Source organism: Klebsiella sp. A-Nf5 (assembly GCF_002810545.1).
GTDB classification, from domain to species: Bacteria; Pseudomonadota; Gammaproteobacteria; order Enterobacterales; family Enterobacteriaceae; genus Klebsiella; species Klebsiella variicola.
In genome coordinates this window covers 14,467-36,275 of the sequence record NZ_PIOG01000011.1, presented here as the reverse complement: position 1 = coordinate 36,275, position 21,809 = coordinate 14,467, and the positions used below count along the sequence as shown (strand labels likewise).

14 protein-coding genes are annotated in these 21,809 nt (G+C 56.8%); 7 read left to right on the top strand and 7 right to left on the bottom strand.

Going from position 1 to position 21,809, the window contains the following annotated elements; translation table 11 throughout:
* Window positions 1-174: 174 nt before the first annotated feature.
* From cdiI to CWM53_RS00590, 5 genes are all read right to left on the bottom strand, one after another.
* Window positions 175-525 carry a ribonuclease toxin immunity protein CdiI gene (gene cdiI / locus CWM53_RS00610; protein ID WP_100631995.1) on the bottom strand — a complete coding sequence of 117 codons (351 nt, stop codon included), beginning with the start codon at window positions 523-525 and terminating at the stop codon, window positions 175-177.
* Window positions 525-1,331 carry a CdiA family toxin C-terminal domain-containing protein gene (locus tag CWM53_RS00605; protein WP_280178933.1) on the bottom strand — a complete coding sequence of 269 codons (807 nt, stop codon included), beginning with the start codon at window positions 1,329-1,331 and terminating at the stop codon, window positions 525-527. Before CWM53_RS00605 ends, cdiI begins: the two co-directional genes overlap by 1 nt.
* 38 nt (window positions 1,332-1,369) lie before the next feature.
* Entirely contained in the window at window positions 1,370-1,624 is a 255-nt protein-coding gene (locus tag CWM53_RS00600) for a hypothetical protein (RefSeq protein ID WP_052264175.1), read from the bottom strand.
* The gene (locus CWM53_RS00595) at window positions 1,621-9,483 is read right to left on the bottom strand and encodes a hemagglutinin repeat-containing protein (protein ID WP_413773711.1); all 7,863 of its coding nucleotides are present in this window, start codon (window positions 9,481-9,483) and stop codon (window positions 1,621-1,623) included. Before CWM53_RS00595 ends, CWM53_RS00600 begins: the two co-directional genes overlap by 4 nt.
* A gap of 133 nt (window positions 9,484-9,616) precedes the next feature.
* The gene (locus tag CWM53_RS00590) at window positions 9,617-11,299 is read right to left on the bottom strand and encodes a ShlB/FhaC/HecB family hemolysin secretion/activation protein (RefSeq protein ID WP_100730518.1); all 1,683 of its coding nucleotides are present in this window, start codon (window positions 11,297-11,299) and stop codon (window positions 9,617-9,619) included.
* Between the two features lie 540 nt (window positions 11,300-11,839).
* On the opposite strand from CWM53_RS00590, the gene CWM53_RS00585 reads away from it, so the two are divergent.
* From CWM53_RS00585 to CWM53_RS00570, 4 genes are all read left to right on the top strand, one after another.
* Window positions 11,840-13,990, top strand: a complete 2,151-nt coding sequence (locus CWM53_RS00585) for a carbon starvation CstA family protein (protein ID WP_012542965.1) — start codon at window positions 11,840-11,842, stop codon at window positions 13,988-13,990.
* Between the two features lie 109 nt (window positions 13,991-14,099).
* The gene (locus tag CWM53_RS00580) at window positions 14,100-14,303 is read left to right on the top strand and encodes a YbdD/YjiX family protein (protein ID WP_002887451.1); all 204 of its coding nucleotides are present in this window, start codon (window positions 14,100-14,102) and stop codon (window positions 14,301-14,303) included.
* Window positions 14,304-14,314: 11 nt separating this feature from the next.
* Window positions 14,315-15,271 (top strand): GTPase, encoded by a 957-nt coding sequence (gene yjiA / locus CWM53_RS00575; RefSeq protein ID WP_100730519.1) that lies wholly within the window; start codon window positions 14,315-14,317, stop codon window positions 15,269-15,271.
* Window positions 15,272-15,664: 393 nt separating this feature from the next.
* Window positions 15,665-16,210: a YfaZ family outer membrane protein gene (locus tag CWM53_RS00570; RefSeq protein WP_004204167.1), complete on the top strand. Its 546-nt coding sequence runs from the start codon at window positions 15,665-15,667 to the stop codon at window positions 16,208-16,210.
* A 97-nt stretch (window positions 16,211-16,307) separates the two neighbouring features.
* Here CWM53_RS00570 and CWM53_RS00565 read toward each other — a convergent pair whose 3' ends face one another.
* Both CWM53_RS00565 and CWM53_RS00560 read right to left on the bottom strand, forming a co-directional pair.
* Entirely contained in the window at window positions 16,308-17,678 is a 1,371-nt protein-coding gene (locus CWM53_RS00565; RefSeq protein ID WP_074387164.1) for an NAD-dependent succinate-semialdehyde dehydrogenase, read from the bottom strand.
* A gap of 162 nt (window positions 17,679-17,840) precedes the next feature.
* Entirely contained in the window at window positions 17,841-18,779 is a 939-nt protein-coding gene (locus CWM53_RS00560; protein ID WP_100632216.1) for an Rpn family recombination-promoting nuclease/putative transposase, read from the bottom strand.
* Window positions 18,780-18,996: 217 nt separating this feature from the next.
* Between CWM53_RS00560 and CWM53_RS00555 the strand changes: the two genes are divergently transcribed.
* The 3 genes from CWM53_RS00555 to CWM53_RS00545 are packed head-to-tail and all read left to right on the top strand — an operon-like array spanning window position 18,997 to window position 21,807.
* The gene (locus CWM53_RS00555) at window positions 18,997-19,812 is read left to right on the top strand and encodes an AraC family transcriptional regulator (protein WP_100632217.1); all 816 of its coding nucleotides are present in this window, start codon (window positions 18,997-18,999) and stop codon (window positions 19,810-19,812) included.
* 47 nt (window positions 19,813-19,859) lie between these two features.
* Window positions 19,860-20,522, top strand: a complete 663-nt coding sequence (locus CWM53_RS00550) for a LysE family translocator (RefSeq protein ID WP_100730520.1) — start codon at window positions 19,860-19,862, stop codon at window positions 20,520-20,522.
* On the top strand, window positions 20,515-21,807 hold the full coding sequence (locus CWM53_RS00545) for a DUF445 domain-containing protein (protein WP_008807587.1): 1,293 nt from the start codon (window positions 20,515-20,517) through the stop codon (window positions 21,805-21,807). Before CWM53_RS00550 ends, CWM53_RS00545 begins: the two co-directional genes overlap by 8 nt.
* Window positions 21,808-21,809: the final 2 nt, after the last annotated feature.

Here is a 21,809-nt window from a genome sequence, read left to right as displayed (position 1 = left end):
TCTTCTGCGCCGTCGCCAGCCGGTTCTGCTCTTTCTCCTTATCAAATATCGGACTCAGCGTCTGGTTCGCATGCGCCGCATCCCGGCTTAACCCCGTCACGTCCTGCTGCTGATTCGCGCCATCGCGGATAACCGCCGATAACTCGATCCCGGCTCACTAGCCGAGATCTTTACTCAGGCTGGAATTTTAGCCAGCAACTCATTTACTTTTTCAGTATCTTCAGGATGTAACTGAATATACTTTTCACAGGCCAGGCGGACATATTTAAAGCCTACAAATTCAGGAACTATAAGTTCTCCGTCCCATACCCCAAACATTATGCCTTCAAAATGACATTCTGGATCAGGGTCTTCAAAATCAGGGAATGAACAATATGTTTCGTTAACACCGCAGCCTATTTTATTTATAAGATACGGTAACATCCATATGAATTTCCCCTGTAGATTCATTGAATTAAAATAATCCCGAACAACCCATTCAGGATCGTTTTCATAATCTATGTTGTCAAAAATATATTCGTTCATTATTTAGTCACCGGATGAAAATTTTCTACCATTCCTGTCTTTTTATCCAAATAAACTTGGAATTTTATCCCGCCGGCGGTTGCCGTATATTCTCGTTGTCCAGATGCAATAGCTGCTTTGTAACCACTACTTGCAGCTTGCTGCCCCAATTCTAACATTTTTTTGTCAGTAAAGATCTTAGGGTCATAGATTGTTTTGGTAAATATTTTATCCTTATAACCTGTAATATTACCGGCGCGATCGTAAGCGGGTATTTTATATTGAACCTCAGTAATACCCTTCACGCTGCTTTGAGTTTCACCGACAATTTTCACATTTTTCTCACTTACTGTTGAATAGAAAGCATCAGCATTATGACCACCTGTAATACCTTTCTGTTGATTGTATTTTACAACAGAACCCATATGTTCCAGTTGGTCAATTTTAAAACTAATTCCAGATGGATAAGAGGTGTTCTTCGAAACAACCAAAAACGCCTTAGCTGCTACATATTGTACTAACTTCGCTTCACTGGTCGGCACGCCACTTGCCAGGATTTCCGCAGCTCGTTGCGGCGTCATTTCCCCATCCGCCGCCAACGCACTCACCAGAACCCCAAAGAATTCTGCCCAGACAATCATCAGGCCTTTAGCTGCATTCTGTCCGTCCGGTATCTGTCCCTGTGAGTTCTTGAGCAGCGCCGCCGTGAGTTCTTCTGGTGTGGCACCATTCTGGAGCATATGAACGCCGAGCAACTGCTGGGATAAACCCATGTCAGCCATGCCTTTACCGAAATCAATCGGATTCAAAGCATTATTCGCCACCATAAAAGCAATCCCAAGCAGAAATGAGATTGCTTAAAAAGCTAAAATCCTTTTACTTTAAAGAAACGAAGCAGAACAATACCAATACCGAGTATCCCTCCACCTACACCTCCAAGTTTCATACTATGTAAAATCTCACTCCAGGATAAATCAAAGCTACCATTGAGTAGCCATTCTAAAACCGAAAATGTGAGCTTTGTTATAAGTGCTACCATAATAATCCCAATAACACTAAACAAAAAAATACAAACTGAGATGACCATATGACCAATTAGTGCTCGGTAGTAATATTTCATTTTTTATTACCTTCAAGTGCTTTTTCTGTTGCTTTACCACCGATTTCAGAACTCACAGATGCACCTATATCACCAACAGAACCAGGAATATTACTCGGTTTCATTCCTTCTCGAATAATGTCATTGCGGTTAACTTCTGCATATTTCATCCATATAGGGTCATATTTCGGATCCCATCCACCAGTTACCCATTTCCCAACAGTATTTGTAACCTTCTCTGTTCCCCACGAAATCCTTTTACCGATACCATAACCTACAGCAGCACCTCCACCGTTGGTTATAGCTCCAGACAACAGATCCTTGCCATCTATCCAGTTCCCGAACGCCCCTCCGGCAGCATTCCAGCCCACGGTACCCGCCAGGCCATTCCCCATACTGAGCACGTTTACCCAGCCAGCAATAGTCGCATTTGCCGGATCTATCGTGCCATCTGCCAGATAACTGATACCGGCATTTGCACTTGCTCCCAGTCCCCACATTGCCTGAGCACCACCTGGTAACAGGGCCACACTACCCGATGCCAGCGCAAGTCCTACCGCATTACACTCATTTATCGCTTTCTGACATGCCAGCCCGCCTGGGTTATCGGAACAACTCGCCATATCGATGCCGTGCTGGCGAAACCATGCCGCCTGCACATCTTCACTGCCGCTCAGTAAGTTATTCTCAACCGCGTTCTTCCCGGCCTGCGCCCCCGCCACCGCATCCGCGCTGCTGCCTCCGCTAAGCCCACCCATCAGTCCCGCCGCCAGCGTACTCAGCGCGCTTATCGTCGACTTCTGCTCATCCGACAGCTCTTCTGTCTTAACACCCGGATAATATTCCGCCGCTATCCAGCGCCCCAGCAGCTCGCCGCTCACCGCGCCTGCCGCTCCCGTCAGCGCGCTGTTATTTCCCGATGCCGCCGCTATCGCTCCCCACACCGCGTGCGCCATCGCATTGGCTTCCACATTCACCTTGCCCGTCGCGCTGTCCGTCGTCTGGCTGTGAATGATTTCCGCCACATACGGGCTCACTGCGCCACTCGCCGCCTGCGCCAGGTCGCCCCCCGCCAGACCCTGCATCGCCGCCGTTACCGCCTGCGCCACCTTCTGGTACTTTCCGCCCGTATCGTAGTCCGCCGTCGCCGTTCGGCTCACCTGCGCGTTGATTTGCTCCTCGCTCGGACTGCCATTCCCTCCCGCTACCAGCTTCGCCCGCGCCGCTGCCCGCGCCGCCGGGTCGCTCTGCGCCGCCTGCGCGTTCAGCTTGCCCTGCGTCACCAGCACATCACTCACCTGGCGCCCGATTTCACCTGTCTTCTGCGCCGTCGCCAGCCGGTTCTGCTCTTTCTCCTTATCAAATATCGGGCTCAGCGTCTGGTTCGCATGCGCCGCATCCCGGCTTAACCCCGTCACGTCCTGCTGCTGATTCGCGCTGTCGCGGATAACGATACTGCCCTCGCTCACAGCCGCCCGCGTCAGCGAACTGTCGCTGCCGCTGCCGTTCGCCCCCATCAGCAGTCCACTGGCCGCATTCCCGAGGAACTGCCCCGCCACGCTACCGCTCGTGCTCACTCCCTCGCTCTGCTGCTCCACGCTGTACTCGGCATAGTTTTTAATATCCCGGAAACCCAGCGTCCCGGTATCCAGCCGGTTCAGCTCCGCCGCCGCCGTGCTCGCCAGCACGCTGCCGTTCAGCTGCGTATGCCCGCCCACCTTCACATCAAAACCGCCCTCGCCGGCAAAAATCCCCGTCTGCGCCTCCACCGACGCCCAGGTGCTGTGCATTTTGCTCTGGCTCAGGTTAAGAGAACCCGAACCGCCGCCCATGCTGCCGCTCGCCCCCACGCTGCCGCTACGCTGCTTCGAATCGTAGTTATCGCTGTCCTGCTCGCTGCTCAGCGTCAGGTTACGCCCGACGTCCATTGTCACCTGATGGCCGCTCACCTGCGCCCCGGTCAGCGTCGTATCGCGACCGCTGACGATAGTCACCCGCTCACCGGCGCTGAGGGTCGTTTCGTTATGCGTCAGGCTGTTACCCTTCTCGTGGCCCTTCCCGGCGTTGGCGCTGGCGCTGACCGTCAGCCCGTTCGCGCCCTGGCCGAAGTTAATACCGACGCCAAACGAACTCCCATGGCTCTCGTTTTTACCGCTCAGGGTGCTGGCGTTCTCCGCAGAGAATAAATTCACATCGCGCGCGGCATTGAGCAACGCGCTGCCGCCAGCCTGCAGCTGGCTGCCCTCAACGTTGATATCCGTCTCCGTGGCGATAACGCTGAGATTGTTGCCGGCCATCAGGCTGCTGCCGCGGCTGGTGTTCTGCGTTTGTCGCTGAGTGGATTTCGAGGACTGGCTACCCCAGGAGAGGTTGACCCCTATCATGCTCTCCGGACTGGAATCCGCAGTCTGCATCTGCGATGCCTGATACGCCTGTACGCCCGATAATGCCGACTGCAGCCCGCTCAGCGCGGCGAGACGGCCATTGCTCTCGGTGCTGGCCTGGTTGGCGCTGGAAACCGCGGTATTAATGGCGCTGCCCACCATCCCGGATAACGCCAGCGTCAAGCCGCTGGTTTTCTGCTCCACGGTATGGGTCTGGGTGCTCTGGTTTTCCGCTGCCAGAATATTTACGGTTTTACCGGTCAACGCCATATTGTTGCCGGCCACCAGGTCAGATCCCTGAACCGTCAATACATTACCGGCGCTCAGGCTCAAGTTGCCCTGTGAGCTTCCGACGGTACTGGCGGCGCTACTTAACGCCGTCGTTACGTCGGTGGCTTTCAGCGACGAACTGCCGACGCTGAAGCCGACACCGCCGGTGCCGGAAAAGCCGCTATGTTTCTCTTTACGTAGATGGTTTTCCTGGCGACGCTCCTCGGCGGTGGTGATGGTCAGGTTACGCCCCGCCGCAAGGTTGACGTCCTGGGTGCCGGCAACACTGCTGCCGGACACCAGCAGGTCGCGCCCGGCCTGCATCACAATACTGTCACCGCTAAAATTGCTGCCGATGGCGTTCTGCGCCCACACTTCATCGTGAGTGGTGAGCGAACGGCGAGCCAGCAGGCCGCTGCTGCTTTGATGACTGTTTTCCGTCAGGTGCCATGAGGACTCGCCGCTGCTGAGGTTAATATCATTGCCGGCGGCAACCGTCAGACTGTTGGTCGCCGTCACGCTGGCGGTGCGGGCATTCATATCGTGGCCGGCGGACAGCGCCACCGCGCCGCCGTTAATTTGCGTGCCGATATCGCTACGCTGGGTCAAGGAACGATCGTTGCCTTTCCCCCAGTTTCCGCTTTCGCTATGGGTGGTGGCGAGCGTCTGCAGGTTGAGATCGTTGCCGGCGATAATCTGCGTCTGGCTGCCCGCCGCGCTGTTACTCACCATGCTTGCCGTCAGATTAATGTTATGTAACGCCAGCAGCCCCAACTGGCCGTTTTCATTCTGGACATAAATCCCCGCGGGCCGATCGAGGCTGATGTTACCTGGGGCGCCGCCGAGGGTGCTGGCGCTGTTGATATCACGCCCGGCTTGCGCGATCAGGCTATCGCCGCCCTGCAGCGTTCCGCCAATATTGTTGATATCAGTACGCGCGTTTAGCGTGAGCTGGTTGCCGCCGATATAGCCGCTGTTATGAATGTTTTCCGCGGTTAGCTGGGTCACGTCGCGGCTGTGGATGTGCCCGCTGTTGGTCACATCACGGCTCACGCTGAACGCCACGTTTTCACCGCCGAGCAACGCGCCGCTGCCATCGAGATCGCCCGCTTTAACCCGCGCGTAAACCTGCGGCACCAGCACCTGCTGCACGGAGCCATCCGTTAGCGTGACCTCTCTGGCGACCAGCCAGACCATATCGCTGGTCAGCAGCGCCATCTGCGCTGGCGTCAGCGCCACCCCGACCGTCAGGTTGTACTGTTTGGCGAAGGCGACGCCCGCGTCCATCAGCGCCCGGTACTGCTCTTCATCGTTACTGTAGCCCTGCAGGTAGCGCCCGCCGCTCAGCTTAACGATCTGCTCACGCACCAGCCGCTGCTCGTAATAGCCGTCGCCAAGCCGCTTCATCGCCTGATCAACGCCCAGTTGATTTTGCATGTAGTCGCTGGCGAGCCACGCTTTACCGTTGGTAAAACGCAGATCGGTTTCCACCAGATAGCCTGCTTTAGCCTGCGGGTCAATCTGATACAGACTGCTGACAGGAAGCCGGGTATCCGGCGTGACGATGCGAATAACCGTTCCGTCAGCGTTAACCGGCGTCACTTCCACCAGTCGTCCGGCGGGTATTTCGCCTGTTTCATCGGCGCGATCGCGCGGATTAATCACACCGCTATGGCCATCAATTTGGGTATTGCCCTGCCACTTCATGGTTTGCAAATCGATGGTCTGAACCGTCGGAGTTGGCTCGTAATCACTGCTGCTTTTTCCCTGGCTGGTTTTGGTGCCGCCAAACGGGCGGCTGGTCTTTTTCTCATACCAACGGGTCTGGGTGCCGACGTCGGTGGTCACCCGTTTGCCGGTCGTGGCGACGTTGTTTAGTTCGCCAATCACGCCACCGAGCGCTCCTCCGGCGATAATCTGGCTATCGTAGTTATTCAGCTTATCGCTGTTGATGATGAGCCGGCCGCCGGAGAGGATTTTGCCAGGATCGCTTTCCACCACCTGCGTTTCCACAACGGTACGCTGGTACTGGTATTCATAGAACTCATCGCCGCGGCTTCCGTCCGGCATGATGGCGTCGTGAACGCCATATTTGTTTTTATAGCTGGTATCGACCAGCGACCAGTCGAAGCGCTGTACCGATCCTTTCAGCGTCGCTTCATGGCGCCATGACTGCTCGACCACCACATCTTTCGTCACCAGATGGTCGTTGTAGTTATTGATTTGTTGGATATCGAGCGCCATATCATTGGCGGACTCAAGCGTTGCGCTGTGGTTATTAAACACTCCCGCCTGGCCGCTGAGCGAACCGTCTTCGGCAAGCTGTCCGCCAATGGCGAGCGTACCGTCGCTGTAGATCAGCGCGTGATCCTGGTTATTGAGCGTGCCGACGCCCATTGCCAGCGATGCCCGTGCGGCAATCGTCGCCGCCACGCCGTTCTCCGCGGCGTTAGTCAGCGTTGCCGCCTGCAGCGCGACGGCGTCGCCGTACAGGCGCCCGCTGCCGATATTGGTTAACGTCGTGGCGACAATATGGGTTAAACCACCGTCAATCAGCCCCCGATTGACCAGCTCGCCGCTGACCGTCAAATGGTTCTCGCCAGCGCTGATTTCACCTTCCTGACGGTTATCCAGCTTTGCCGCATAGAGATTGAGCGCCCGGCCGGCGCTGATAACCCCCTGATTAATCAGCCCCAGCCCGGAAAGATTCCACTGCAGGTTGCCGTTGGCGATGATCCTCCCGGCGTTATGAAACGCCTGACGCAACGTGAGCGACATATCGCCCTGAGAGAGCACCTCGCCATCGCCGCTGAGGGAATCGGCATCGAGGCTAAGTTTGCTCGCGGCAAGTAACGTTCCGCCCGTATTAGCCAACGCCAGGTTGACGCCTGCTATTTCCAGAGCGGCGGCGGAGACGATCTGCCCCTGCCGGTTATCCAGCCCCCGGTTGTGGATGGTAATATTGAGATTACCGCCGGACTGCAGTTCTCCCTGCCGGTTATCAACGGTGGCGCTCTGAATACCCAGGGCATCAAAGGCGGTAATTGTTCCCTGCTGGTTATCCAGCAAACCGCTCGTCGTCAGGTTGACGCTGCCCCGCTGCGCCGTGCCTACCTGCCCGTGACGATTAGTAAGATTTTCAGCCTGGAGTTGGATATCGCCGCTGGCGATGATATTCCCCTGCGAGTTATCCACCCCATGGCGCGCAGTGAGCTGAATGTCGCCCTGCGCCGCGCTGATTTTTCCGCCATGGTTGTTCAGATTGTCGGCGTCAAGCTTGATATTGCCATTTGCGGCAAGAACGCCTTCGCGGTTATCCAGCCCTCCTTCAGCGCTCATGGCCAGGTCGCCCTGCGCCGCAATCAATTGCCCCTGCTGGTTCCGAAGGCTGGCCACTTGTAGAGAAAGGCTACCGCCAGCAACGATATTCCCTTGCGAATTTTCCAGCTCATGACGCGTAATGAGCTGAGCATTGCCCTGCGTCGTGCTGATTTTACCGCTGCGATTATTCATGTTATCGGAGTACAAAACGATATTGCCGTTAGCGGCAATAGTGCCTTCGCCGTTGTCCAGCGCGCCTTCGCTGGTAATAGACATGCCGCCGCTGCCGGTATGCAGCAGCGTTCCGTTTTGATTGAGCAACTGGCTGGTGCTGAGCGCCAAAGCATGGCTGTTGCTGGCAATCTCACCGCCGCGGTTATCCAATCCCGCACGAAAATCAAGGCGTAGATCGTCCTCGCCCGTCTGCTGGATTACGCCCTGTTGGTTATCCAGCGCCATTGCTTTCAGCTCAAGCTGGCTGGCCGTCAACAGGCCACTGTGGTTGTTGAGTTTGCCGCTGGCGGCCAACTGGAGTTTTTCGCTGGCCGCCACCACCGCATCTCGGGTGGTGATATCCCCGGTCGCGGCGCTGACCACGATCCGCGCCCCCGAGGTTCGACTGTTATCAAGATCCACCGTCCTGCCCTGTGCCGTCAGCGTTCCTGCCGCCATATTGCGGCCATTCAGCGCCAACGAGCTCTGGCTATTCAGCGTCAGCGCGCCGCTGCTGGCGGTAGAACCATCGCTATTTAATCCGGCGGCGAGCGTGCTGTTTTGCGCGCTACGCAAAGCGTTGGCGGCAATCCGCGTATCGCCTTGCGCGGCGATCATGCCGTCATTGGTTAGCGTCGCACTGGCCGTCACCAGGCTATCTTTACCGGCGTACAGCTGGCCCTGGTTGTGAAGATCGCCCTTAACGGACAATTGCAGACTCTGCGCGGACTGAATCACGCCGCGGTTGCTGAGCGCGCCATCAGCGCTGATTGCTACATCCCCCGCCGCCGCGCCGATATTGCCGGCATTGTGAACGCCTACGCCGCGCTCGGTACCGACAAGACGAATTTTATGAGCGTACATCCCGCCCAGGGCGCTGACGTCTATCGCCACCGCAGGCAGCGCACTGCCGTCGGCTGATTTTGCCGTCGTTCGGCTGTGCGCCGCATCGATCTGATTACGCCCTGCGGTGACCTTTAGCTCCTGCGCCCAAACCCCGGCGTTGATTTTCACCGCGCGGGCGAGCAGGTCGGTACTGTCTACCGAGCTCGCATCAAGGCCGCCGCCCTGTACGAGAATTTCGCCGCGATTGACATCATAACCGCTAATCTGCCCGTTACCGTACTGTACCTGGCCTGTCGTCAGCGTTGCGCGGTTGGCATTGATGAACCCGCAGCCGTCGCAGCTAATTCCGGCAGGGTTAGCGATAACCACCTGCGCTTTTTGTCCAGCAACCTCGATATAGCCATTCAGCCGGCTCGGATCGCGGGTATTCACCTCGTTGAGGATCACTCTGGCTTCCCCTTTCGCCAGATTCGGGTTGCCGGCGACCATCCCGGCCAGTTGGGTTGAAGTGTTAGCGTGGCTGTTATTCAGCACCACGCCGCGCCCATCGACGTCAAACTGGCTGTAGACGTTGCGTGAAACGCCTGCGCCGCTCGGTGTCTGAATATTGACCTGCGGCGTGCCATTGGCGCTATTGGCGATCTGCGGTTGCTGGCCGCCTGGCGCATGGTTATCGGCGACAATCGCTGCCTGAGCCGGAGTGAGACAGGAAAAAGCGAGTAGAAAGCTAAAAGCCAGCGGCGCCAGGGTGGACGTCAGCGTCGACCCGGTTCGCGCGTCGGCGCCGGATTGCGGCGACACGCCCGCCCGATGAGAGCGGGTCGTTTCCGCCACCACCATTAACATCCCGCGAGCCTTATTAAATACGATTCGATAAAAGCGTTTATTCATTGCCGTTACTCGTCATCCGTTGTCCACCGCGGCGCGGAAAATCATCCCTGTGCGCAGCACGCGCCGCCAAACGGCGCGTGAGTGAAAGTCAGTAGCTCCAACTGACGCTGAAACCAAAAGTTGCCGGATCGGTTTTAAAGCCATCGGGTTTGGCTAAAGGGATACCGGCGAACAGGTCGTAGCTGGCGCGGTGGTACTGGCCGCGCAGCCCTGCCACGCCTCCGGCGAGGTGTTTGCCCACCAGCGTTTCACTGCCCGCGCCGCCGACTTCGCCGTAATCTGCTCCCAGATAAAACTCCTGCCCCGGTAACGGGGTCGACCAGGCGATATCGTTACGTACGTACCAGCCGTGACTGGCGGTCAGGGTACGCTCGCCGTCAAAGCCGCGTACCGTCCAGCGGTTGCCGATGGAAAACATATCCGGCGAAGTCAGCGGCGTGCTGCTCATCTGCCGCTGATAGCGGCTGGTAAAGCGAAAATTTTGCCCGCCCAGGGCAAAAGGCAAATTGAGCTGAGCATTGAATTGCAGGATTTTGCTGAGGGCGGTTGCTTCCCCCCATTGCTCTTCCGGCGCGGGCTGAGCGCCAAACCAACGGGTACCACGCTGATAGCTCACTCCGGCATCGAGAGTGGCGTTGCCAAGGTAATGGCGATGCTGCAGACCAAGCTTCCAGGCCGCCGTCTGCCGCCGCTGAACGGCAATCTCGGTGTCGTTAATGAAGTTGCGCTGCTCGCGGGCTAACACATCGGCGCTAAGCGTGGTCTTCTGACTACCGCTACGGTGCAGCACGCGGCTCATCTGGAAATCAACGTTCTTGCTTTTACCGCTGTACTGGTAATCGCCGTTGGCCCCCGCCACGGTTTGCACGTAATCGTACTGGCTGGCGGTTAATCCGAGCTGCCAGTAGCCCAGCGGGACCGAATAGTGGCCGGTCAGGTTCTTCGAAGATTTACCGCCGTTGCCATCGAGGTTATGTGAACCGGAAAGGTAAAAAAGATCGCTTAAGGCTAGCGGGTTATCCAGCGACAGCGTCAGGTTCCCCTGATAACGGCCGGTGGCATTAGAGCCGGAATCATCAAGCGAGGCGTCAACGCGCCAGAAGCGTTCCTGTTGGCGGTTAATGACAATATCGCTTTGACCCGGCGTCTCGCCTGGAACAATTTCCATGCTGGCCTGTACCGTCGGCAGGCGCTGCAGATTTTCCAGCCCCTGTTCAATATCGCGCAAATCCAACAGTTTCCCGTCAGTCGCCGGAAATGCGCTCGCCAGCCATAGATAATCATCACTCTGCGCCGTAAACCTGGCTTCACGGATATAACCCGGCACCACCACCAGGCGTAAAACACCGCTTTTTAAGTCCTGCTGCGGAGCCAGGATCCGGCTGGTGATATAACCGCGATCGATTAATATATTCTGCAATTGGGACATCAATAGATTTATTCCCTTTCCTCCCAGACAACGTCCAATCGCTTTATTTGTCTGGTGCTGGAGCGGAAGCCAATGCGGTAAGGCTTCGACGCCCTGCAAAATCACCTGAGAAATAACAAAGCAAGGTTGTTCTACGGAAAATACCCCATCATCGACATTTATTTCTTCAGCGGATAAATGAATATCCGGTGACGGCGGCGCGAGCTGACTTTCCATGGCTTGCTGGCGCTGCTGCTGGTTGATGAACTGCTGCTCACGTACGGTATCCACAGGCGCAGCCCATGCCCAGGCAGGCAATATACAGATAATTAAAACTTTATGAACGAAATTCCATTTATTCATTATAGTTAAGTCACAACTTTCCATGTCGAGTAATAAAAAGCGAAGCGTGGCATTTAATACAACCAAACCCATATCAATATCAACACATATTATTCAAGCCATTTCAAAAATTATTGCTTAAAATTATAAACGCGATCATTACTCCATTCTAATGATATGGATGAATCACCGCTAAGTTCTGCCAAAGACAACATGAAATCATCATGAAATAAGAATATGAGATTATGAATTAATATCGATTCACACTGAGAGCATTAGCGCGACCTCTTTTTAGATTCTGCCGCTCCCCCATCGCACTGGGCTGAAATATTCCGTGATCTCAATCACATAATTATCTCTTGTTCACTTGATGGCCAACCGCTTATTTCAGCTAGCGACCGCTTAACCTTCCATACAACCACTCACCGATTTACCCAACTTTACGCGCGCGCTGTTCTGGCAAGATCGGAGGCAGCCTAGCTAATCAATACCTCCATCAACCCTTACTTAAAACCAGACGGCTTCGGCCAATTATTCATCTAATTAACGCCAGGTTTTACTATGGATACCAAAAAACTATTCAAGCACATACCCTGGGTGATTCTCGGAATCATCGGGGCATTTTGCCTCTCAGTCGTCGCGTTGCGCCGCGGTGAGCACGTCAGTGCCCTGTGGATCGTGGTGGCGTCGGTTTCTGTGTACCTCGTCGCCTACCGTTATTACAGCCTGTACATCGCGCAGAAGGTGATGAAGCTTGACCCAACGCGCTCGACGCCGGCGGTCATTAATAACGATGGCCTGAACTATGTGCCGACCAACCGCTACGTGCTGTTTGGCCACCACTTCGCCGCCATTGCCGGCGCCGGCCCGCTGGTTGGCCCGGTGCTGGCCGCGCAGATGGGCTATCTGCCGGGCACCCTGTGGCTGCTGGCCGGCGTGGTGCTGGCGGGCGCGGTACAGGACTTCATGGTGCTGTTTATCTCCTCGCGGCGTAACGGCGCCTCGCTGGGTGAGATGATCAAGCAGGAAATGGGGCCGGTTCCGGGCTCTATCGCGCTGTTCGGCTGCTTCCTGATTATGATCATCATCCTCGCGGTGCTGGCGCTCATCGTGGTGAAAGCGCTGGCGGAAAGCCCGTGGGGCGTCTTTACCGTCTGCTCGACGGTGCCTATCGCCCTGTTTATGGGGATCTACATGCGCTTCCTGCGCCCTGGCCGCGTGGGTGAAGTCTCGGTTATCGGTATCGTACTGCTGGTGGCGTCCATCTGGTTTGGCGGCATCATTGCCCACGACCCGTACTGGGGCCCGGCGCTGACCTTTAAAGACACCACCATCACCTTTACTCTGATTGGCTACGCGTTTATCTCCGCGCTGCTACCGGTATGGCTGATTCTGGCGCCGCGTGACTATCTGGCCACCTTCCTGAAAATCGGCGTAATCGTCGGCCTGGCGCTGGGGATCGTTATCCTCAACCCGGACCTGAAAATGCCGGCAGTGACCCAGTACATTGATGGTACCGGTCCGCTGTGGAAAGGCGCCCTGTTCCCGTTCCTGTTTATTACCATCGCCTGCGGCGCGGTCTCCGGCTTCCACGCGCTGATCGCCTCCGGCACCACGCCGAAGCTGCTGGCCAACGAAACCGATGCCCGCTTTATCGGCTACGGCGCGATGCTGATGGAGTCTTTCGTGGCCATCATGGCGCTGGTCGCCGCCTCGATTATCGAACCGGGTCTCTACTTCGCGATGAACACCCCGCCGGCGGGCCTTGGCATTGTCATGCCAAACCTGCACGAAATGGGCGGTGAAAACGCGGCGATGATCGCTGCGCAGTTGAAAGAAGTCACCGTCCACGCGGCGGCGACTGTCAGCTCCTGGGGCTTTGTGATTTCACCTGAGCAGATCCTGCAGACGGCGAAAGATATCGGCGAACCTTCGGTACTGAACCGCGCCGGCGGCGCGCCGACGCTGGCCGTCGGTATCGCCCACGTGTTCCATAAAATCATCCCGATGGCGGATATGGGCTTCTGGTACCACTTTGGTATCCTGTTTGAAGCGCTGTTTATCCTCACCGCGCTGGATGCGGGTACCCGCGCAGGCCGCTTTATGCTGCAGGATCTGTTGGGTAACTTCGTGCCGTTCCTGAAAAAAACCGACTCGCTGGTCGCCGGGATTATCGGTACCGCGGGCTGCGTCGGGCTGTGGGGCTACCTGCTGTATCAGGGCGTGGTCGACCCGCTGGGCGGTGTGAAGAGCCTGTGGCCGCTGTTCGGTATCTCTAACCAGATGCTGGCCGCCGTGGCGCTGGTGCTTGGCACCGTGGTGCTGGTCAAAATGCAGCGCACCAAATATATCTGGGTCACCGTTATCCCGGCAGCATGGCTGCTGCTGTGCACCACCTGGGCGCTGGGTCTGAAGCTGTTCAGTACCAACCCGCAGATGGAAGGCTTCTTCTTTATGGCTCAGCAGTATAAAGAGAAGATTGCCGCCGGCGGCGAGCTGACCGCGCAGCAGATTGCCAACATGAACCATATCGTGGTCAACAACTACACCAACGCCGGACTGAGTATCCTGTTCCTGGTGGTGGTGTACAGCATCATCTTCTACGGCATCAAAACCTGGCTCAACGTGCGCAACAATAAGGTGCGTACCGACAAAGAGACTCCGTACGTGCCGGTACCGGAAGGCGGCGTGAAGACCTCGTCACATCATTAACGCTGATGCCGGATAGCGCTACGCTTATCCGGCCTACAAAAAGTGCATTAACGTAGGCCGGATAAGGCGCGAGTCGCCATCCGGCTTTATTCGTTATCTGGAACTTATAATGTTTGGTAACTTAGGTCAGGCAAAAAAATATCTCGGTCAGGCGGCAAAAATGCTGATTGGCATTCCGGATTACGACAACTACGTCACGCATATGCAAACCAACCATCCGGATCAGCCCTACATGACTTATGAAGAATTCTTCCGCGAACGTCAGCAGGCCCGCTACGGCGGAGACGGCAAAGGCGGCGTACGCTGCTGTTAATGGAGGCAATAATGGCACCGATTGCAGTCACCCTACTCACCGGTTTTCTCGGCGCAGGAAAAACCACCCTCCTGCGCCATATCCTGAATGAGCAGCACGGTTTCAAAATCGCCGTGATTGAAAATGAATTTGGCGAAGTCTCCGTTGACGATCAGCTAATCGGCGACCGCGCCACGCAGATCAAAACCCTGACCAACGGCTGTATCTGCTGTACGCGCTCCAACGAACTGGAAGACGCCCTGCTCGATCTCCTCGACAGTCGCGATCGCGGCGAAATCGAGTTTGACCGGCTGGTGATTGAGTGTACCGGCATGGCCGACCCGGGACCGATTATCCAGACCTTTTTCTCCCATGAAGTGCTCTGCGAGCGCTATCTGCTGGACGGGGTGATCGCCCTGGTGGATGCTGTCCATGCCGACCAGCAGATGGATCAGTTCACCATCGCCCAGTCGCAGGTCGGCTATGCGGACCGCATTTTGCTAACCAAAACCGACGTTGCCGGCGACACCGAGAAGCTGCGCGAACGGCTGGCGCGCATCAATGCGCGGGCGCCGGTTTATACCGTCATTCACGGTGATATCGATCTAAGCCAGCTGTTTAACACCAGCGGCTTTATGCTGGAAGAAAAGGTTGTCAGCACCAAACCGCGTTTTCATTTTGTTGCAGAAAAGCAGAACGACGTCTCGTCGATTGTGGTCGAGCTCGACTATCCGGTGGATATCAGTGAAGTTTCACGGGTAATGGAAAATCTGCTGCTCTCCTTCGCCGAACAGCTGATGCGCTATAAGGGCATGCTGTGGATCGATGGCGAGCCGAATCGCCTGCTGTTCCAGGGCGTGCAGCGCCTCTACAGCGCCGACTGGGACCGCCCGTGGGGCGATGAAACGCCGCACAGCACGCTGGTATTTATCGGCATTCAGTTGCCGGAAGAAGAGATTCGCGCGGCGTTTGCCGGGTTACGACGCTAACCTGCCCGCCTGCGCGCTAAGGCGCAGGCACCGTCCTCTCTCTGACACCTCGTCAAAAACAGGGACCAAACGTCGGCAGCGCGTCGAAAAATGTAAAGCAACGTTTTAATAAGTAACAGCAGAAACACTTTCGGAAATAATAAGAAACTAAATGAATAGGATCCTTAATAATTAATGCCCGCCCTGTTCAGTTTCTGTTTAGCCCACAAATTAAACCGTTGCTAAACAGGCCAAATTTGATGATTGACCTCGCCGTACCCCAACGTCTTTACAACATTTTCAAAACACCCTTCTGACAAAGTCAGCATAAAAAATCGATTTAAGTCACATTTGCAGATATAAACATCGATTGTTAAGGTGCGCTCAGACAAATTTAATGACGAGGAGCAAACCATGAAAAAGCTTAACATCCTTATTGTTGCTGCCCTGACCGCGGTCTCTGGTTCCGCCATGGCGATGGGATTTACCGTTGAACAAGGTAAAAACTTTACCAATCTGAATATGGAAATGGGTAAATCCTCTTCTGGCTTGTATGCCGAAAGCCACTGGTTGAAGAATACTGATGATGGTAGCCAGACCGGCGGCGTTGGCGCTGGGTACAACCTGGAAGTGGGCCCGGTAATGCTCAATGCCGGCGCGAAAGCTATCTACCTCGGGCCGAAAAAAGGCGATAACGGCGTCGCGTTTCCGGTCGGCGGCGGGGTGAACGTGGCCCTGACAGACAGCATCCACGTGTTTGGCGAAGGGTATGTCGCGCCGGACGGCCTGAACAACAGCGTGAAAAACTATGTTGAGGCGAACGGCGGCGTGAGCTGGTCTCCGGTGGGTCCACTGACCCTGAAAGTGGGTTACCGTCACGTGAGCGTTGACGGCAAAGAGGGTCGCCCAAACCACACCCTGATTGATGGCGCCTACGTGGGCGGCGGGGTCACCTTCTGATTATGGTCAACGCCCCCGCGATAAGGCTAAGGTGCGCTGAGCATTAGCCATAAAAAAACCTGCCGGATGGCAGGTTTTTTATTGCCGGGTTAAGGGCTTAGCGTCGCACCACCACCAGCTTCTGATTCACAAACTCTTTGATGCCGAGATCGGAGAGCTCCCGTCCGTAACCGGAACGCTTCACGCCGCCAAACGGCAGCTCCGGCGCGGTATCGGTAAGCCAGTTGATATAGACCATCCCGGTTTCAATGGCGGAGGCCATCCGTTTGGCGCGTTCGATATCCTGACTGAACACCGCACCGCCCAGACCATAGTGGGAATCATTGGCCAGCGCGATTGCCTCCTCATCGTTTTTCACCACGTAGATCTGCGCCACCGGGCCAAAGAACTCTTCGAAGTACGCCGGGTTATCACGAGTGATACCGGTCAGGATGGTGGGTTCAAAGAAATTGCCTTCTCGCGCCACCGCTTTGCCGCCCAGATGCAGCGTAGCGCCGTTTTTCACCGCCTCGTCCACCTGCTTTCTTAACGTTTCCAGCGCATCTTTGGAAGAGAGCGGCCCCAGTGTGGTGCTTTCATCCAGCGGATCGCCGATTTTCACCTGGCGAAACGCCTCGCTAAATTTTGTCAGGAACGCATCCGCGATATTTTCGTGCAGGATAAAGCGCTTGGCGGCGGTACACACCTGGCCGGCGTTATTCAGCCGCGCCTGGACGCCGATTTTCACCGCGCGCTCCAGGTCGGCATCGTCCAGCACCACAAACACATCGTTGCCGCCCAGTTCCAGCGTCGATTTCTTAATATGCTTCGCCGCCTGCGCCGCCACCACGCTGCCGGCTTTCTCCGACCCGGTGAGCGCCGCGCCCTGCACGCGATCGTCGGCGATAATCTTCGCCACCTGATCCTGGGAGATAAACAGGTTGGTCCACGCCCCCTCCGGTGCGCCGGCCTCACGCACCAGATGGGCAAAGGTCTCCGCGCAGTGCGGCACAATGCTGGCGTGTTTGGCGATAACCGGGTTGCCGGCCGCCAGGTTTGGCGCCAGGACGCGCATCAGCTGGTAATAGGGGAAGTTCCACGGCTCCACCGCCATTAAGACGCCGATGGGATGATGCTCAACCCAGGCGTCGCCGAGTTCGGAGGGATATTTCACCGGCGCCAGCAACGATTTGGCGTTATCGGCGTAATAGCGGGCGATCTGCGCGCAAAGTTTCACTTCGCCGCGGCTCTGATTAATGAGTTTCCCCATCTCCTGGCTGGCGATTTTCGCCAGTTCCTCCGCCCGGCTGTCGATCAGATCCGCCAGCTTATGCAGTACCGCCAGCCGCGGTTCAATATCGCCTTTTGCCCAGGCAGAATGGTAGAGCGCATCCGCCTGCTGCAGCGCCGCCTCCACGTCCGCGTCGCTGTGCGTTGGGTACGTTTTAATAAGCTGATTGTTCGCAGGATTCACCGTCTGATAGCCCATGTCGCATGTCTCCTTGTTATCGCTATTAAGGCAGTCAAAAATGCCGTCAAGGATATTAAGGGTAGTCGAGATGGCTGGCGATGCGGGTAAAGTTAGGTATATCCGGAATATTCCATAACGTTGGTGGCTAACAGGGGAAACCGTCAGGCCGCCCCGGTGTTATCAATGTTCCAGCGTGGCGATCTCGTCGTAGGCCAGGCCGGTGATTTTCACCACCGTCTCGCGGGCAATACCGTCGGCCAGCATCCTCTGTGCGATGCGCAGCGCCTCGGCATGCTGTCCTTCTTGTCTGCCTTCCTGCCATCCTTCAAGCCGGCCTTCCCGTTTGCCTTTTCTGCGGCCCACTTCCTGTAATCTTTCAGCAATAGTCATCAATCTCTCCCTGTGCTGAGGAACCCGTTGCGCCACTTCGTGGATAAACCGGCCAAAGCGGCGCGCGTTGCCAGTCTGCAGCAGATAATTAAACAGCGTTTTTAGCTGTCTGTCATTAGCGTCCCCGCTAAGTAAAATCGTCGTCAGTTGCTCAACGATGTTCATTAAATCACGCTGGCGAATATGCTTCTGTATCAGCTCGAGTAATGCCACGCGCCGGTGGCGAACGATCTCATCGTCGGGGATCACCGTGATATCCACCAGCGGAAAGGGCGATGCATAAAGTTCACTCGCCAGCTGTGGATCGGCAAAACAGTCCAGCCAGTTGAGTGACCACGGGTATGGCGTGGTCGCTCCGTGATAGAACAGCATCGGCACCACCAGCGGCAGTCTGGTATGACCCCCATCAAGATGGCGCTGCATCGCGGCGATGGCGTAGCGCATCAGGCGAAAAGCCATCTGCGCGTCCGGCGAACTCTGATGTTCGATAACCACATAAATGTAGCCCTCGCCAGACGCGGTTTTGAGTGACCACAGCACATCGGAGTACCAGGCCCGCAGGCTCTCCTCGATAAAGCTTGCCGATTCCAGCTGTAAGGTATCGAGGTCGCAGCGCTGACGCAGCGCAGGCGGTAAATGGATCGCCAGGAAATCACGCGCGGTGTCGACCTGAGTGAGAAACTGTTTAAACACCGCATCATGCGGCGTCGAGGTGGTGCCCTTTGCCATCGGCTCATCCCTGCCTGCTTATCCTGCAGGGACTCTACGCGCCCGGAATGTCTCTGACACCCGGGCAATACAACCTTTACGCGCCGCCACGAAAATAGATTTCCCCGGACTGCAAGCGCGACATCCTTTTTCGAGGCGGTACGCAAATCCAGGCGGGCGACAGCCTCCGCGCAGCATGCTATAAACGACCTCTCCCTCCTTAGCAAAGGTCGATGCGGTGAACCATACCCGAGATATCCCCCAAACCTTCTGGCGAGACGATCGTCTACCGTGGCTGGAGCTGCGCAGCACCTGGCACAGCCGCCAGGCCTACAAACGCCACAGCCACCCGCAGCTCTCGGTGGGGGCGATTATCGAGGGGGAAACGCGCTGCCTGTGCAATGGTGAGGAATATCTCCTGCAGCCCGGGGATCTGATCGTGATCCCGCCGCACGCGCCGCATAGCTGTAATCCGCTGCGTGACAGGCCGCGCAGCTATCATATGCTGTACCTGGAGGCGGCATGGTGCCACGCGCAGCGCCCGGATATTCCCCCTGGCGCCAGTATCACCTCGCCGCAGCCGCTGTTGCGCGACAGCCCTCTCTTTGCCAGTTTCCAGCAGATTGTCGCCCTGATGAGCCACGGGAGCCTTGAACAACTGCCCGCCCGGCTGGCACAACTTCTGCACGCACTGCCGCTGTGCGCCGCCGCGCCGCAGGCGCCACATCACGCCAGCGCCCTGCTGTTTCAGCGCCTGGCAAACACGCTGCCGACACCGCCGTCGCTGGATAAGCTGGCCCACGACAGCGCGCTTCGTAAAGAGACCGTTATCCGCGCCGTGAAACAGGATACCGGCCTGACGCCTGCCAGTTTGATCAATATGGCGCGCATCGAATATGCGAAAACGCGCTTACGCGCCGGGGACTCTATTGCCGATGTCGGCTATCAGGCTGGCTTTGCCGATCAGAGCCATTTCCATAAAACCTTTGTCAGCTATACCGCCGCCACGCCGCGGCAATATGCGCAAAGCAGATCAATATCCGACAATAAGTAATACGCCACCTCGCGTAGGGTGGCCTCAGCACCATTATCGAGGCCACTATGAATACCTTATCGACTCTCTTCCCCGCCGCCTTCCCGGCGTTAGCCTTGTCTCACTTTGTCGCCCTGCTCAGCCCAGGTCCTGATTTTTTTCTGTTAGTCGGCTACGCCGTGCGCTACCGGATCCGCGGCAGCATCGGGCTATGTCTCGGCATCGCCGCCGGCAATGCGCTGTATATTGTTCTCGCCATCGTCGGCTGGGGGCTTTTGCGACAGGCGCCGCTGCTGTTTTTGCTCATTGAGCTGTTGGGTGCGGGCTATTTACTGTGGATTGGCAGCCTGCTGATACGCAGCCGTCCCGCGACGCTGGCGGTGGAGAGCGTTCGCGCACCGCTCCCGGGGATCGGTAAACAGCTACTGCTCGGGCTGGGGTCATCGCTGCTCAACCCCAAAAACGCCCTGTTTTATCTGGCGCTGATGACCTCCCTGCTCGGGCCGGCGGTCACCCTGCTTCAGCAAACAGTGAGCGGGTTGTGGATGGTCAGCGTGGTGTTCTTCTGGGATTTACTGCTGGTGAGCGCGATGGCGCTGCCGCAGATACAGCGCCGCCTGGGCGCCATCGTCTGGCGGGTCGAGCGGGCGGCAGGGGCGGTCCTGATGATCTTCGGTCTGTGGATTATCTGGCGATTTTTGCACGACCTCGCCGTCAGGTTATATGCTTAAGTTTATGGAAAAACTCGCTGAACTCAAACGCGCCAAACTGCTGGCGCTGTCGCTGCTGCTGATCGCCGCCGCGCTATTTATCACCACCCTGCTGCTGCCGCCGACGCCGTGGGTCAGCGCGCTAAAGGCCATTTCCGAAGCGGCAATGGTCGGGGCGCTGGCCGACTGGTTTGCGGTGGTCGCTCTGTTTCGTCGTATTCCGCTGCCCTTTGTCGCCCGACATACCGCGATTATCCCGCGCAACAAAGACCGCATCGCCGATAATCTTGGCCGCTTTGTTGAGGAGAAGTTCCTCGATACCCCGTCGCTGGTCGCGTTGATCCGCCGCTATGAGCCAGCCCTGATGCTCGGCAACTGGTTCAGCCAGCCGGAGAACGCCCGCCGGGTCGGCCAGCACCTGCTGCAAGTGATGAGCGGTTTTCTTGAACTGACCGACGACGCGCGCATTCAGCGCCTGCTGCGCCGCGCAGTACATAAGGCGATCGATAAAGTCGACCTGACGCAGACCAGCGCCATGATGCTGGAGGGGATGACCCGCGACAATCGCCACCAGAAGCTGCTGGATTCGCTGATAAGCCAGCTTATCGCCCTGCTGCAGCGCGACAACTCCCGCGCCTTTATCGCTCGCGGCATCGTGCGCTGGCTGGAGACCGAGCACCCACTGAAGGCCAAACTGTTGCCCACCGAGTGGCTCGGCGAGCACAGCGCCGAGATGGTCACCGACGCGGTGAATACCCTGCTGGACGAGGTGAGCCATGACCGTACCCACCAGATCCGCCAGGCCTTCGACCACGCGGTGCAGAAGCTTATCGACAACCTGAAATCCGACCCGCTCATGGCGCAGAAGGCCGAGAACATCAAAGCATATCTGAAAAATGATGAGACCTTTAACCGCTATCTCGGTGAAGTGTGGGGCGACCTGCGCAGCTGGGTAAAAAACGATATTAGCAGCGACGACTCACGCATTAAGCAGCGCATCGCCGAGGCCGGCCAGTGGTTCGGTGAAACCTTACTCCGCGACGACGCCCTGCGCGAATCGCTTAACGAACACCTGGAACAGGCGGCGCACCGGGTGGCGCCGGAGTTCGCCGCCTTCCTCACCCGCCATATCAGCGACACGGTGAAGAGCTGGGACGCCCGCGATATGTCGCGGCAGATCGAGCTCAATATCGGTAAAGATCTGCAGTTTATCCGCATCAACGGCACCCTGGTGGGAGGGACCATCGGCCTGATGTTGTGGCTGTTCTCGCAGATCCCCTCGCTGCTGCATCTGCATATTGGTTAGCA